This window comes from Janthinobacterium sp. 35, from assembly GCF_002754575.1.
In the GTDB taxonomy this organism is placed as follows: Bacteria; Pseudomonadota; Gammaproteobacteria; order Burkholderiales; family Burkholderiaceae_D; genus Janthinobacterium; species Janthinobacterium tructae.
Genome location: NZ_PEFN01000001.1, coordinates 2,773,396 through 2,786,833, shown reverse-complemented (window position 1 = coordinate 2,786,833; position 13,438 = coordinate 2,773,396). Strand labels below are relative to the sequence as shown.

Sequence of the window (13,438 nt, the reverse complement as noted above, 5' to 3'; positions counted from 1 at the left end):
GGGAGGCTCTGGCGATAGGCTAAACGAGGGATGCCTTGAAGGCATCGTAAAAAAGGGAATTCTCTTCCGGGGTGCTGACGCTGATGCGCAGGCAATTGGCCAGCGCAGCATGCATTTTACTCATATTTTTAATTAAAACCCTGCGGGCAAGCAGTTTTGCACAAACATCGTCGGAATCAGCCACACGAATCAGAAGAAAATTTGCCTTCGAGGGAAACACGGTCACGCCGGGCAGTTCCGCCAGGCGCAGCGCCAGCGCGTCGCGCGCGCTGTTGAGCAGATCCGCCTGCGCATTGAGCACGTCGAGGTGCTCGAGCGCGAATTCGGCCGCCGCCTGCGTCAGCACATTGACATTGTACGGCGGGCGCACTTTCTCGAATTGCGCCAGCAGGGCCGGCGCAGCCGACATGTAACCGAGGCGAATGCCCGCCAGGCCCAGTTTCGACACGGTGCGCATCACCACCAGGTTTTCGAATTCGGGCAGGCGCCCCATGAAGCTGTGCTGCGCGAACGGTTCATACGCTTCGTCGACGACGGCGATGCCGGTGTCACCGAGGGCGGCGAGGATGCGTTCGATGTCGGCGCTGGCAAACAGGTTGCCCGTCGGGTTGTTCGGATACGCGAGGAAGACCAGCGCCGGACGGTGCTGTTCGATGGCCGCCAGCATGGCCGGCATGTCCAGGCTGAAGTCCGGGTTCAACGGCACGCCGACGAAATCCATGCCGGCAAACTGCGCCGAACGCGCATACATGACGAAGGCCGGCACGGGCGCCAGCAGCACGGCGCGCTGGCCCGGCTCCTGGCGGGCGCAAGCCATGGCCAGGATGGAAATGAGTTCATCGGAACCGTTGCCCAGCATGACGTCGTAACCGGCTGGCACGCCCAGATTGGCGCAGATGGCCGCCTGCAGGCTGGCGTACGACGGCGGATAGCGGTTCAGCACCACGCCGGCCAGGCGCGCGCCCAGTTCCTCGCGCAGCTGCGGCGGCAGCGGATACGGGTTTTCCATCGCATCGAGCTTGATGTAACCGCTGGCATCGGCTACCTGGTAGCTGTTGACGGCGCGCACATCGGAGCGCACGGTGTTGCTGATTAACTGATCGAGGAAAGACATGCTGCAAACACTCCTGATGAAATTAAATGGAGACTAAATGACGACGTCTTCCGGCACGCCGGCGCTGCGCGCCTTGCGGGCCGGCGCTTTTTTCACGGCGGGCGTTTTTTTCACGGCGGGCGGCTTTTTCGCCGTGGCCGGCTTTTTCACCACCGCCGGCTTCTTCACGGCCGCCTTGGCAGCCTTCGGTGCGGGAGCAGCCGGTGCGGCCAGCTCCTGCGCCAGTGCCGCCAGGCGCTGTTCGATGATGGCGCAATAATCGGGGTTCAATTCAAAGCCGACGAAATCGCGCCCGCAGCGTTTCGCCGCCAGGGCCGTGGTGCCGCTGCCCATGAACAGGTCGAGCACCACGCCGCCGGGCGGGCACGAAGCCTTGAGCATGCGCTCGATGATTTCGAGCGGCTTTTGCGTCGGGTGGTCGGCCCGTTCCGGGTGTTCCTTGTGCAGGCGCGACACGCTCCACAAGTCTTTCGGGTTGTAGCCCACTTCCAGCCATTTCGCGCCGATGAAGATCGAGCGCGAACGGGCTTTCTTGGTGGCCGCGTCGTAGGCGATGCGCACCGCGTCAAGATCGAAGTAGTAATCCTTGCGCTTGACGAAGAAGCCGATGGTGTCGTGCACCGATGAAAAGCTGCGCACGCTGCCGCCCATGGACGGCACGCGGCGGTCCCAGATGATTTCATTCATCATCGCCATGCGCTGTTTCAGCATGACGAAGATCTCCGGAGAATAGCGCCAGGTGAGAAAGATATACAGGCTGCCGTTGGCTTTCAGCTTGGGCAGCGCCGCATCGATCCATGCCTCCGTCCAGCGCAGGTAGTCGGCCACCGACTGCTGGTCCGAGGCGTTGCCGTAATCCTTGCCCAGGTTGTACGGCGGATCCGTCAGGATCAGGTCCACCGAGCCATCGGGAATGCGCGCCAGCCCCGCCAGCGCATCTTCGCAATAGACCCGGTTGACCCAGTCCGGCCGCTCCGCCACCTGCGTCATGGCTGCGGCTTCAAACGCAGTTCGGCGCTGCGCGCGTGCGCTTGCAAGCCTTCGCCGTACGCCAGGGTGGCGGCGACACGGCCCAGGGTTTGCGCGCCCGCTTCACTGACGTGAATGATGGACGAGCGCTTCTGGAAGTCGTACACGCCCAGCGGCGACGAAAAGCGCGCCGTGCGCGAGGTTGGCAGCACGTGATTGGGACCGCAGCAATAGTCGCCCAGCGATTCGGACGAAAAGCGGCCCAGGAACATGGCACCCGCGTGGCGAATCTGTTCGGCCCACTGCTGCGGGTTGTCCGCCGAGATTTCCAGGTGTTCCGCCGCGATGGAATTGGCGATCTCGCACGCTTCTTGCATGCTGCGCACCTTGATCAGCGCGCCCCTGTCTTGCAGCGAGGTGCTGATGGTGGCCTGGCGCGGCATCGTCGGCAGCAGCCTGGCGATGCTCTCTTCCACTTTGGCGATGTAGCCGGCGTCCGGGCACAGCAAAATGGCTTGCGCCAGCTCGTCGTGCTCGGCCTGCGAAAACAGGTCCATCGCGACCCAGTCAGGGTCCGTCGTGCCGTCGCACAGCACCAGGATTTCGGACGGTCCGGCGATCATGTCGATGCCGACGATGCCGAACACGCGGCGCTTGGCGGCGGCCACATAGGCGTTGCCGGGGCCGACGATTTTATCCACGGCGGCAATCGTCTGCGTGCCGTAGGCCAGCGCGCCGACCGCTTGCGCGCCGCCGATGGTGATCACGCGCGTCACGCCGGCAATCGCCGCGGCGGCCAGCACCATCTGGTTTTTCACGCCATCGGGCGTCGGCACCACCATGATGATTTCGCCCACGCCCGCCACATGCGCGGGAATGGCGTTCATCAGCACGGACGACGGATACGCTGCCTTGCCGCCCGGGACGTAGATGCCGACCCGGTCCAGCGGCGTGATCTTCTGGCCCAGCACCGTGCCATCGGGTTCGGTGTAGCTAAAACCACGCAATTCCTCGCGCTGGCGTTCGTGGAAGGCGCGGATGCGCTGCGCGGCGATCTGCAGCGCTTCGCGCTGGGCCGACGGCAAGCCGTTCAGGGCCGCCTGCAATTCGGCTTGCGAAATATCAAAAGCCGCCATTTCCGCCGCGCCGCCATGCGGGATACGGTCGAAACGGTTGGTGTATTCCAGGACGGCGGCGTCGCCGCGCGTTTTCACGTCGGCCAGGATTTTCGCGACCGACGTTTCAATCGCTGCATCGGTGCCCGCCTCGAACGCCAGCAGCGTATCGAGCGATTGTTGGAAACCATCCTGGCTTGAATCGAGCTTGCGTATCTGTATCGGCATAATCGGCTTTCTGCTACTGAAGGTGTCTAGGCTTGCGAATTAGTTTGCGAAGCGCGTTCAAACGCCTCGATAATCGGCTGCAAGCGCTCGCGCTTGAGCTTGAGCGCAGCCTGGTTGACCACCAGGCGCGACGAAATTTCCATGATGTGCTCGACTTCGACCAGGTTATTCGCGCGCAAAGTGCTGCCCGTGCTGACCAGGTCGACGATGGCGTCGGACAGGCCCACCAGAGGCGCCAGCTCCATCGAGCCATACAGCTTGATCAGGTCGACGTGCACACCCTTGGCGGCGAAATGCTCGCGCGCCGTGTGCACGAACTTGGTGGCCACGCGCAAGCGCGCGCCCTGATGCACGGCCTTTTCATAGTCAAAGCCGGCCTGCACCGCCACCGACATGCGGCAAGAAGCGATATTCAGGTCGATCGGCTGGTACAGGCCTTCGCCGCCGTGTTCCAGCAGCACGTCCTTGCCCGCCACGCCGAAATCGGCCGCGCCGTACTGCACGTAGGTCGGCACGTCGCTGGCGCGCACGATGATGACGCGCACGTTCGGATCGTTGGTGGCCAAAATCAGCTTGCGCGAGGTCTCCGGGTTTTCCAGCACCTTGATGCCGGCCGCTTCCAGCAGCGGCATGGTGTCCTCAAAAATGCGGCCTTTTGACAGCGCCAGAATCAGCTGGGAGCTGTCACCGTTGTTCGATCCGTTCATGCTCGTTCCTTTTCTTGTTTTTACTTGATGCGCACGATATTGGCGCCCACGGCCGACAACTTCACTTCCATGCGGTCGTAGCCGCGGTCGAGGTGATAGATGCGGTCGATCAGGGTTTCGCCATCGGCCGCCAGGGCGGCGATCACCAGCGAGGCCGAGGCGCGCAGGTCGGTCGCCATCACGGGCGCGCCGCGCAGGTGCTTGACGCCGGCGATGATGGCCGTGTTGCCCTCGATCGTGATGTCGGCGCCCAGGCGGTTCATTTCCTGCACGTGCATGAAACGGTTCTCGAAGATCGTCTCGGTGACGCGGCTGGCGCCGTTGGCAATCGTGTTGACGGCCATGAACTGCGCCTGCATGTCGGTCGGGAAGCCAGGGTATTCGGTGGTGCGGAAGCTGACGGGGTTTGGACGGGCCGACATCTCGGCGCGGATCCAGTCGGCGCCGAAGGTCATCGTCAGGCCCATGGCGCGCAGCTTGTCGAGCGCCGCGTCAAGGATATCGGTGCGTACATTGCGCAGCGTGATGTCGCCGCCGGTGGCCGCCACGGCGCACAGGAAGGTGCCCGTCTCGATACGGTCGGCGATCACCGCGTGCGAGGCGCCGTGCAAGGCGTCGACGCCCTGGATCACCAGGCGGCTGGTGCCGATGCCGTCGATCTTCGCGCCCATGGCCACCAGCAGGTGGGCCAGGTCGGTCACTTCCGGTTCGCAGGCGGCGTTTTCCAGGATGGTTTCGCCTTCGGCCAGGGTCGCGGCCATCAGCAGATTCTCGGTACCGGTGACGGTGATCATGTCGGTGACGATGCGCGCGCCTTTCAGCTTGGCGCACTTGGCGTAGATGTAGCCGGCCTCGATGCGGATCTCGGCGCCCAGCGCTTCCAGTCCCTTGATGTGCTGGTCGACGGGGCGCGAACCGATGGCGCAGCCGCCCGGCAGCGAGACCTTGGCTTCGCCGAAGCGCGCCAGCATGGGGCCCAGCACCAGGATCGAGGCACGCATGGTTTTCACCAGTTCATACGGCGCTTCCAGGGTGTCGATGGCGCTGCCGTTGAGGACCACGCGGTCACCGTCCTGCTGTACCTTCAGGCCCGTCTGGCCCAGCAGTTTGAGCATGGTGGCGACGTCGTGCAAGTGCGGCACGTTGGTCAGGTCCAGGTCGCCCGCGGTCAGCAGGCCGGCGCACAAAATCGGCAGCGCGGCGTTTTTCGCGCCGGAGATGGCGATGTCGCCGTTCAGGCGGTTGCCGCCGTTGATGAGGAGTTTGTCCATGTGCTTATCCTTGGAATTCTTCAGGTGTCAGGGTTTTCATCGACAACGCGTGGATTTCCTCGCGCATGCGGTCGCCCAGCGCCGCGTAGACGATCTGGTGGCGGGCGATCAGGCGCTTGCCGGCAAACGCGGGCGAGACGATCACGGCCTGGAAGTGCTGGCCATCGCCCTCCACTTCGAGGTGCGTGCATTCGAGGCCGGCCGACAGGTAGCCGTGGATCAGTTCTGGAGTGGTGGTCACGATAAGTCCTTGATATTGAATAAGGTAGTAATGGGATGTGCCGCAATCAGTGGCGTAATTAATGACGCAAACGATAGCCGCTTTTCAGCAGGCGGATCGAGGCCAGCGCCAGGATCACGAGGAAACCGGCGACGATGGAAAGACTGAGCCACGGGCTGACGTCGGACACGCCGAAGAAGCCGTAGCGAAAACCGTCGATCATGTAAAAGAAGGGGTTCAAATGCGATACCGTCTGCCAGAACGGTGGCAGTGAATGGATCGAATAGAACACGCCCGACAAAAAGGTGGCCGGCATGATCAGGAAGTTCTGGAAGGCGGCCAGCTGGTCGAATTTCTCCGCCCAGATGCCGGCGATCAGGCCCATGGTGCCCAGCATGGCGGCGCCGAGAAACGCGAAGGTGACGATCCACAGCGGTGCGACAAACGACAGGTCGGCGAACCAGCAAGTGATGGCAAACACGCCAAAGCCCACGGCCAGGCCGCGCGCGACGGAAGCGAGTACATACGCCGAGAAGATTTCCCAGTGCGACAGGGGCGTCAGCAGTACGAACACCAGGTTGCCCGTAATCTTCGACTGGATCAGCGAGGACGAGGAATTGGCAAACGCGTTTTGCAGCACGCTCATCATCACCAGGCCGGGAATCAGAAAGGCCGTGTAGCTGACGCCGGGGCTCGGCTCGACGCGGCCGTCGAGCACATGGCCGAACACCAGCAGATACAGCATCGACGTGAGCACGGGCGCGGCCACGGTTTGCGTCGCCACTTTCCAGAAGCGCAGCGTCTCTTTGTAGACGAGGGTGCGAAATCCTGTCGAAATCATACGGTACCTTTATCCATGATCTGCAAGAAGATATCTTCCAGGTCGGCTTGTTGCAATTGCATTTCATCGATTTCGACGCCCGCTTCGCGCAGGCGGGCGAGGATTTTCTCGACTTCGCTGTATTCGTTGACGCGCAAGCTGAACTTGTTTGGCGCCTGCTGTTCTTCCGGGTGCAGCACCAGGTGCTGCAGGTCGGCCGGCAGGCTGCCGTGTTTCAGGTGCAGCTGCAGTTGCGAGCCGGCGATGCGGCGGATCAGGGCCGACATGGTATCGAGCGCCACCACCTTGCCGGTTTTCAGCATGGCCACGCGCTGGCACATGGCTTGCGCCTCTTCCAGGTAGTGGGTGGTCAAGACGACCGTGTGGCCGCCTTCGCGGTTCAGGCGCGAGATGAACTTCCACAGGGTCTGGCGCAGTTCCACGTCGACGCCGGCCGTCGGCTCATCGAGCACGATGACGGGCGGCTTGTGCACCAGCGCTTGCGCCACGAGCACGCGGCGCTTCATGCCGCCGGACAGCGCGCGCATATTCGTGTCGGCCTTACCGGTCAGGTCAAGGTTTTCCATGACCTCGTCGATCCACTTGTCGTTGTTCGGCAGGCCGAAATAGCCGGACTGCAGACGCAGGGTTTCGCGCACGGTGAAAAACGGGTCGAACACCAGCTCCTGCGGCACCACGCCCAGGTTGCGGCGCGCATTGCGGAAGTCCTTGACCACATCGTGGCCATGGATCTTGACGCTGCCCGCGTCGGGGCGTATCAGGCCGGCGATGATGGAAATGAGGGTGGTCTTGCCGGCGCCGTTGGGGCCGAGCAGGCCGAAAAACTCGCCTTCTTCGATGGCCAGCGACACGCCGCCCAGCGCCTTGAGCGATTTATAGCTCTTTTCTACATTCGTGATTTGAATTGCGGTCATGTGCTTGTTTCAAGTGTAATGCGTCTGTTGTGATGCGCCAGTTGCCGGAGACATCCAGGCCGGCTGGCCGGTGCAGGGCGCCCCCTTCAGACGAGGGCGGCGCAACAGTCAATTATAGTTGGAAAATTCGTGGAACACTTGGAGATCAATCCGGCGGCGCTGCTGGCCTGCCGGCTTGAAAGCTACTGCTGATGCGGGGAGTGGGACAGGATCAATGATGATGCAGGTCGGACGGGCTGCGTTCGGCGTGGCCGTCGGCGCTGCCGCAGTCGTCGGCGCTCAAAGTGCTCGAGACGAGCGAGCAGACGCCATACAGCTTGGTGAGGTTTTTCAGGTTGTTCGGCAGGTTTTTCAGTTCCAGCACGCCGCCCGCATCCTGCGCGGCGCGCTGCCACGTCAGCATGACGGAAACGGCGGCCGAATCGACAGCCTTGATGTTGCGCAAGTCGAACTTGGTCTGACCCGAGCGGATGGCATCCAGACCCTGCTCCAATGCCACAGTGGCATTGTGCACGGTCAGGGAAGTCAGGGATTGCAAGGTGTCGAGAGAGTCGGGCATGGCGTCGGGCTGCGCTGGTCTGGAGCTGGTTCAGGAGCTATATGATAGCCGATTATTTGGCTTTGACGGTCGGACGGCTGGCCAGGGCCTTGTTTTTTGCCTGCAAGGTCTTGATCAAGCCATCGATGCCGCCCTTGCTGATCTCGCTGGCGAAGCTGCTTTTGTACGTTTCCACCAGCCACGCGCCCAGCACGTTGATGTCATAGATTTTCCAGCCGGACGGGGTTTTCGCCACGCGGTAGTTCAGGAGCATGGGTTCGCCGCGCGCCACGTTGACCTGCGAGCGCACTTCCACGTCCGTATCGCCAGGCTCGGCGCGCAGCGGCTTGAATTCCACGGTTTCATTCTTGATCTGCGACAGGGCGCCCGAATACGTATAGATCAGCAAGGTGCGAAATTCCGCGGCCAGCTGCTTTTGCTGCTCCGGCGTGGCGTCGCGCCAGAAGCGGCCGGCGGCCAGGGCCGTCATGCGCTGGAAATCCACGTACGGCAAGATCTTGCTTTCCACCAATTCGGTGACGCGCTTGATATCGCCCGCCTGGATCGCCTTGTCGGCCTTGGCCGTCTCGATCACGTCCTGGCTGATGCGTTTGACCAACACGTCCGGTGCTTCCGTCGCGGGGGCAGCCTGGGCGGCGGTGGCAAAGGCGATGGTCGCCATCGCCAGCAGTTGTTTCATCAATTTCATGGTTCTACCTTTCATGGTGTTGCTATGCACCGGCTGGCGTTGATCGCAGCCGTGGTGTTTCTGTACCGGAGTTTACTCCTGGGGCCTGGCCTCGGAAGCCACGGTATTGCTACCAGATGTTACAAGGTCCGCCGGCGCCACATCGGCCGCAGCGGTCGCTGATGGGACTTCCACAGGGGCCGCCTGGGGTTTCGCATCGTACTCCGGCGCATAATCGCTGCTGTCGTTTTTTGGCACTTTGCGGTCGCGGCGGTCCGTATCGCCATCGAACACCTTGCTTTCGCGCGCCTGCAGGAAGCCGTCGCGGATGAATTCATAGCGGTCCAGCGCGGCCGCTTCCATCAGGTTGGTCGCGTCGAGCAGCGCAGCGCGCTTGTCGACGATGCGCGTCACCGTACCGATATTGCGCACATTGACCGGATCCTTGTAGCGCCATGGGTCGCCCGTCATATCGAGCGGCAGGGCCACCGTGTCACGCACGGTCGATGGGCCCAGCAGCGGCAGCATCACGTACGGACCTGGCTGGATGCCATACCAGCCCAGGGTCTGGCCAAAGTCTTCGTTATGCTTCGGAATGCCCGCCTGCGAAGCGATGTCGATCAGGCCGAGAATACCGAAGGTCGAGTTCATGCTGACGCGCACGACGTCTTGCAAACCCGCTTCACCTTTGCCTTGCAGCAAGTTGTTTACGGCGCTCCACACATCGGACAAGTTGCCGAAGAAGTTGCCCACGCCCGTTTGCACGAACGATGGCGTGACTTTCTTGTAGGCCGTAGCGACCGGTTTCAGGGCCGCCTGGTCGACGGTGTCGTTGAACTTGAACATGGCGCGGTTATACCCTTCCAGCGGGTCGCGCGGATTGGTGCCGGTGGCGCAAGCGCTCACGCTGGCGGCGATGGCCAGGGCCAGGCCGATACGCGCCAGGCTGCCTTGGGATTGTTTGGTCGACTCGCTCATTTGCTGTCCTTTCCTTCCGCTGCCTTGCTGTAGATGAACTGATTGATCAGGTCTTCCAGCACTGTGGCCGATTGAGTACGGGCTATCTTGTCGCCCTCTGCCAGGTTCGTCAGATCGCCGCCTGCTTCCAGGCCGATATACTGCTCACCCAGCAAACCGGCCGTCAAAATCTTGGCCGAGCTGTCTTTCGGAAATTTGTAGCCATCTTCGATGTCGAGTTTCACCAGCGCCTGATACGTCTTGTCGTCAAAGCGGATCTCCGCCACGCGCCCCACCACCACGCCAGCGCCCTTGACAGGCGCCTGAGGCTTGAGACCGCCAATATTGTCGAACTTGGCAGTAATGGTATACGTCTTGCTGAAAGACAGCGAGCTCATATTGCCGGCCTTGAGCGCAAGAAACATCAATGCCGCCACACCCAGCAAGACGAACAAGCCGACCCAGACATCTATAGATTTACGTTGCATAAACAATCCTAAATAATTTTTACTTGCTGCCGCCTGCGCAACATCCTGCCCAGGCCAGCTATTGTTGGCTGATCGGTAATTACTTGCTAAACATCAACGCCGTCATCATGAAATCGAGCCACCACACCATCAACGACGAAATCACCACCGTGCGCGTGGTGGCGCCGGAGACGTCTTCCGGTGTCGGCTGTGCCTGATATCCCTGGAACAGCGCGATGAACGTCACCGCGATACCGAAGACCATGCTTTTGACATAGGTACCATTGCCGATATCTTTCCAGACATCCACACCGCCCTGCATCTGCGACCAGAACGAGCCTTCATCGACGCCGATCAGCACGACGCCGACCAGATAACTGCCGATGACACCGACGGCCGTGAAGATGCCACCCAGGATAGGCATGGCGATCACGCCAGCCCAGAAACGGGGTGCCAGCACGCGCTGGATCGGGTTGACGGCCATCATTTCCATGGCCGACAATTGCTCGCCCGCCTTCATCAAGCCGATTTCCGCCGTCAGCGAGGTGCCGGCGCGGCCCGCGAACAGCAGCGCCGTGACGACCGGACCCAGTTCACGCATCAAGGACAGCGCCACCAACTGCCCCAGTGACTGCGTCGCGCCAAAGGTACTCAGTGTGTAATAGCCTTGCAAACCCAGCACCATGCCGACAAACAGGCCGGACACGGCGATGATCACCACCGACCGGCTGCCGAGATAAAACAGTTGCTCGATTACCAGGCCCGGACGGCGCCACAGCCCCCCCGAGGAAGCGATGATGATAAAAAACGAACGCACGGCAAAGCCGAGGTCTTGTACTGACCGCCGCAACCATGCTCCGATCGCCGCCAGGAAACGCGCGATCATCGGCCTGCTCCCGCGTGCAAGCCCAGGTCGTCGGCCAGCGACTTGCCCGGATAGTGGAACGGTACGGGGCCATCCGCTTCGGCATTGACGAACTGCTTGACGTACGGATGCGTCGACACGGCCATCTGGGCCGGCGTGCCGTGCGCCACGATCTTGCCCGATGATAGAAAATACACATAATCAGCGATGGCGAAACACTCCTTCACGTCGTGCGATACCAGGATAGACGTGGAACCCAGCGCATCGTTCAGATTGCGGATCAAATTGGCCGTCACACCCATGGAAATCGGGTCGAGGCCGGCGAACGGCTCGTCGTACATGATCAGTTCGGGGTCGAGCGCGATGGCACGCGCCAGCGCGACGCGGCGGCCCATGCCGCCCGAGATCTCGGCCGGCTTCAATTGCGCCGCGTTGCGCAGCCCCACGGCGTGCAGCTTCATCAGCACCAGGGTGCGGATCAGCTCTTCATTCAGATCCGTGTGTTCGCGCAGGGGGAACGCCACGTTCTCGAACGCCGTCAAATCCGTAAACAGGGCGCCGTGCTGGAACAGCATGCCCATCTTGCGGCGCATTTGATATAACTCGTCGGTTTTGAGCGTATGCACGATCTGGCCGTCGATATTCACGGAGCCGGAACTGGGGCGCAACTGCCCGCCGATCAGGCGCAATACGGTCGTCTTGCCACTGCCGGAGCCACCCATGACGGCCACAACTTTTCCACGTGGGAAATCCATTTGAAGGCCCGATAAAATCGAACGTTCTCCATAGGCAAAGTGTAAATCACGGATCTCAACAAGATTTGGCACGACGAAGCTCACTATTTTAATGGCGTATTGTAGTGCAGAAACGCCAACCTCTGCTGAGACACCCCCTGGCACGGCCCGGGACAGGGGGAGAATACAACACTAATGAATCGAAAGTCAGATATTTTATTGTAAAAAGCCCGAGCCTGCACGTGCGCCACCGCCACACACGGCGGCATGAGTAAAAGAACAAGGGCCACGACGCATCGCGCGCCGTGGCCCTGGCTTGATCCAGCTCAAATCTTAGCGTGGCAGCAGCGATGCACCCATCAGGAACTCATCGACGGCGCGCGCACACTGGCGCCCTTCGCGGATGGCCCAGACCACCAGCGACTGGCCACGGCGCATGTCGCCGGCGGCAAACACCTTGGCCACCGAAGTCTGGTAGCAGCCGGCGCCATCCGTTGTCGCCTTGACGTTGCCGCGCGCATCCGTATCGACACCGAACGCTTGCAGCACTTGCTGCACAGGGGAAACAAAACCCATGGCCAGGAAGACCAGATCGGCCTTCATCTCGAATTCCGAGTTCGGCACTTCGCTCATCTTGCCGTCTTTCCACTCCACGCGGCAGGCGATCAGCTTTTCCACCTTGCCGCCCTTGCCTTCGAAACGCTTGGTGGCCACGGCCCAGTCGCGCTCGCAGCCTTCCTCGTGCGAAGACGAGGTGCGCAGCTTGGTCGGCCAGTACGGCCAGACCAGCGGCTTGTTTTCCTGTTCCGGCGGCTGCGGCATCAGTTCGAACTGGGCCACCGAGGCGGCGCCATGGCGGTTCGAGGTGCCCACGCAGTCGGACCCCGTGTCGCCGCCGCCGATCACCACCACGTGCTTGCCCGTCGCCTTGATCTGGTCCTTGAGCTTGTCGCCCGCGTTGACCTTGTTTTGCAGCGGCAGGAAATCCATGGCGAAGTGCACGCCTTTCAGTTCGCGGCCCGGCACGGGCAAGTCGCGCGGCTGCTCGGCGCCGCCGGCCATGATGACGGCGTCAAATTCTTTTTCCAGGTCTTCCGGGAAAATGGTTTCCTTGGCCCAGTTGTTGACGTGGGCAGGGAAATCCTTGCCGACCAGCACGCTGGTGCGGAAGACCACGCCTTCGGCTTCCATCTGTTTCACGCGCAAGTCGATGTGCGATTTTTCCATCTTGAAGTCAGGGATGCCATAACGCAACAAACCACCGACCCGGTCGCTCTTCTCGAACACGGTGACGGCATGGCCGGCGCGCGCCAGCTGCTGCGCCGCCGCCAGGCCGGCAGGGCCGGAACCGACGATGGCCACTTTCTTGCCCGTGCTGAAAGAGGCCGGCTGCGGCGTGACCCAGCCGTGCTCCCAGCCCATGTCGATAATTTTATGCTCGATCGACTTGATGCCGACCGGATCTTCGTGAATGCCCAGGGTGCAGGCCGATTCGCACGGCGCCGGGCAGATGCGGCCCGTAAATTCCGGGAAGTTGTTAGTCGAATGCAAGATGTCGAGCGCTTCGCGATAAGCGCCGCGGTACACCAGGTCATTCCAGTCAGGAATGATGTTATTCACGGGGCAACCCGTGGTGCAGAAGGGAATGCCGCAATCCATGCAGCGCGCGCCTTGCACGGTGGCTTGCGCATCCGACAGGTGCAGCACGAATTCCTTGTAGTTCTTCAGGCGCGCGGCAGGCTCCAGATAGTGCTCGTCCTGGCGCTTGAATTCCATGAAGCCGGTAATTTTACCCACGATAGTTCCTTTG

15 protein-coding genes are annotated in these 13,438 nt (G+C 61.6%); all 15 read right to left on the bottom strand.

Features of this window, described 5'->3' with window-relative positions; genetic code table 11:
- Nucleotides 1-19: 19 nt before the first annotated feature.
- Nucleotides 20-1,114: a histidinol-phosphate transaminase gene (hisC, locus tag CLU93_RS12430; protein WP_099761536.1), complete on the bottom strand. Its 1,095-nt coding sequence runs from the start codon at nucleotides 1,112-1,114 to the stop codon at nucleotides 20-22.
- Between the two features lie 33 nt (nucleotides 1,115-1,147).
- Nucleotides 1,148-2,104, bottom strand: a complete 957-nt coding sequence (locus CLU93_RS12425; protein ID WP_099761533.1) for a DNA-methyltransferase — start codon at nucleotides 2,102-2,104, stop codon at nucleotides 1,148-1,150.
- Complete coding sequence (gene hisD, locus CLU93_RS12420) at nucleotides 2,101-3,426, bottom strand: histidinol dehydrogenase (RefSeq protein WP_099761531.1); 1,326 nt, start codon at nucleotides 3,424-3,426, stop codon at nucleotides 2,101-2,103. Before hisD ends, CLU93_RS12425 begins: the two co-directional genes overlap by 4 nt.
- A 26-nt stretch (nucleotides 3,427-3,452) precedes the next feature.
- The gene (gene hisG, locus CLU93_RS12415) at nucleotides 3,453-4,133 is read right to left on the bottom strand and encodes an ATP phosphoribosyltransferase (RefSeq protein WP_099761528.1); all 681 of its coding nucleotides are present in this window, start codon (nucleotides 4,131-4,133) and stop codon (nucleotides 3,453-3,455) included.
- A gap of 20 nt (nucleotides 4,134-4,153) precedes the next feature.
- Entirely contained in the window at nucleotides 4,154-5,404 is a 1,251-nt protein-coding gene (gene murA, locus CLU93_RS12410) for a UDP-N-acetylglucosamine 1-carboxyvinyltransferase (protein ID WP_099761525.1), read from the bottom strand.
- Between the two features lie 4 nt (nucleotides 5,405-5,408).
- A complete protein-coding gene (locus tag CLU93_RS12405; RefSeq protein WP_010402134.1) occupies nucleotides 5,409-5,645 on the bottom strand; it encodes a BolA family protein in 237 nt (78 codons plus the stop codon).
- A 58-nt stretch (nucleotides 5,646-5,703) separates the two neighbouring features.
- Entirely contained in the window at nucleotides 5,704-6,465 is a 762-nt protein-coding gene (locus tag CLU93_RS12400; protein ID WP_099761522.1) for an ABC transporter permease, read from the bottom strand.
- Nucleotides 6,462-7,379: an ABC transporter ATP-binding protein gene (locus CLU93_RS12395; protein WP_099761519.1), complete on the bottom strand. Its 918-nt coding sequence runs from the start codon at nucleotides 7,377-7,379 to the stop codon at nucleotides 6,462-6,464. Before CLU93_RS12395 ends, CLU93_RS12400 begins: the two co-directional genes overlap by 4 nt.
- A gap of 211 nt (nucleotides 7,380-7,590) precedes the next feature.
- The gene (locus CLU93_RS12390) at nucleotides 7,591-7,938 is read right to left on the bottom strand and encodes an STAS domain-containing protein (RefSeq protein WP_099761517.1); all 348 of its coding nucleotides are present in this window, start codon (nucleotides 7,936-7,938) and stop codon (nucleotides 7,591-7,593) included.
- A gap of 52 nt (nucleotides 7,939-7,990) precedes the next feature.
- A complete protein-coding gene (locus CLU93_RS12385) occupies nucleotides 7,991-8,626 on the bottom strand; it encodes an MlaC/ttg2D family ABC transporter substrate-binding protein (protein WP_099761515.1) in 636 nt (211 codons plus the stop codon).
- A 72-nt stretch (nucleotides 8,627-8,698) separates the two neighbouring features.
- Entirely contained in the window at nucleotides 8,699-9,583 is an 885-nt protein-coding gene (locus tag CLU93_RS12380; RefSeq protein WP_099761512.1) for an MlaA family lipoprotein, read from the bottom strand.
- Nucleotides 9,580-10,050, bottom strand: coding sequence for an outer membrane lipid asymmetry maintenance protein MlaD (gene mlaD / locus CLU93_RS12375; protein ID WP_096232635.1), 471 nt, complete (start codon nucleotides 10,048-10,050; stop codon nucleotides 9,580-9,582). The genes CLU93_RS12380 and mlaD overlap by 4 nt, the downstream gene beginning before the upstream one ends.
- A gap of 79 nt (nucleotides 10,051-10,129) precedes the next feature.
- On the bottom strand, nucleotides 10,130-10,915 hold the full coding sequence (mlaE, locus tag CLU93_RS12370) for a lipid asymmetry maintenance ABC transporter permease subunit MlaE (protein WP_096232637.1): 786 nt from the start codon (nucleotides 10,913-10,915) through the stop codon (nucleotides 10,130-10,132).
- Nucleotides 10,912-11,721 (bottom strand): ABC transporter ATP-binding protein, encoded by an 810-nt coding sequence (locus tag CLU93_RS12365; RefSeq protein WP_099764359.1) that lies wholly within the window; start codon nucleotides 11,719-11,721, stop codon nucleotides 10,912-10,914. The genes mlaE and CLU93_RS12365 overlap by 4 nt, the downstream gene beginning before the upstream one ends.
- 240 nt (nucleotides 11,722-11,961) lie before the next feature.
- Nucleotides 11,962-13,425, bottom strand: coding sequence for a glutamate synthase subunit beta (locus CLU93_RS12360; RefSeq protein WP_070290321.1), 1,464 nt, complete (start codon nucleotides 13,423-13,425; stop codon nucleotides 11,962-11,964).
- Between the last annotated feature and the right edge of the window lie 13 nt (nucleotides 13,426-13,438).

Excerpts from the sequence above, each read along its gene's own strand:
- hisG (WP_099761528.1), bottom strand. The coding sequence starts at position 4,133 with ATGAACGGATCGAACAACGGTGACAGCTCCCAGCTGATTCTGGCGCTG.
- CLU93_RS12425 (WP_099761533.1), bottom strand. The coding sequence starts at position 2,104 with ATGACGCAGGTGGCGGAGCGGCCGGACTGGGTCAACCGGGTCTATTGC.
- CLU93_RS12385 (WP_099761515.1), bottom strand. The coding sequence starts at position 8,626 with ATGAAATTGATGAAACAACTGCTGGCGATGGCGACCATCGCCTTTGCC.
- hisC (WP_099761536.1), bottom strand. The coding sequence starts at position 1,114 with ATGTCTTTCCTCGATCAGTTAATCAGCAACACCGTGCGCTCCGATGTG.
- mlaD (WP_096232635.1), bottom strand. The coding sequence starts at position 10,050 with ATGCAACGTAAATCTATAGATGTCTGGGTCGGCTTGTTCGTCTTGCTG.
- CLU93_RS12390 (WP_099761517.1), bottom strand. The coding sequence starts at position 7,938 with ATGCCCGACTCTCTCGACACCTTGCAATCCCTGACTTCCCTGACCGTG.
- hisD (WP_099761531.1), bottom strand. The coding sequence starts at position 3,426 with ATGCCGATACAGATACGCAAGCTCGATTCAAGCCAGGATGGTTTCCAA.
- CLU93_RS12395 (WP_099761519.1), bottom strand. The coding sequence starts at position 7,379 with ATGACCGCAATTCAAATCACGAATGTAGAAAAGAGCTATAAATCGCTC.
- murA (WP_099761525.1), bottom strand. The coding sequence starts at position 5,404 with ATGGACAAACTCCTCATCAACGGCGGCAACCGCCTGAACGGCGACATC.
- CLU93_RS12400 (WP_099761522.1), bottom strand. The coding sequence starts at position 6,465 with ATGATTTCGACAGGATTTCGCACCCTCGTCTACAAAGAGACGCTGCGC.
- CLU93_RS12380 (WP_099761512.1), bottom strand. The coding sequence starts at position 9,583 with ATGAGCGAGTCGACCAAACAATCCCAAGGCAGCCTGGCGCGTATCGGC.
- mlaE (WP_096232637.1), bottom strand. The coding sequence starts at position 10,915 with ATGATCGCGCGTTTCCTGGCGGCGATCGGAGCATGGTTGCGGCGGTCA.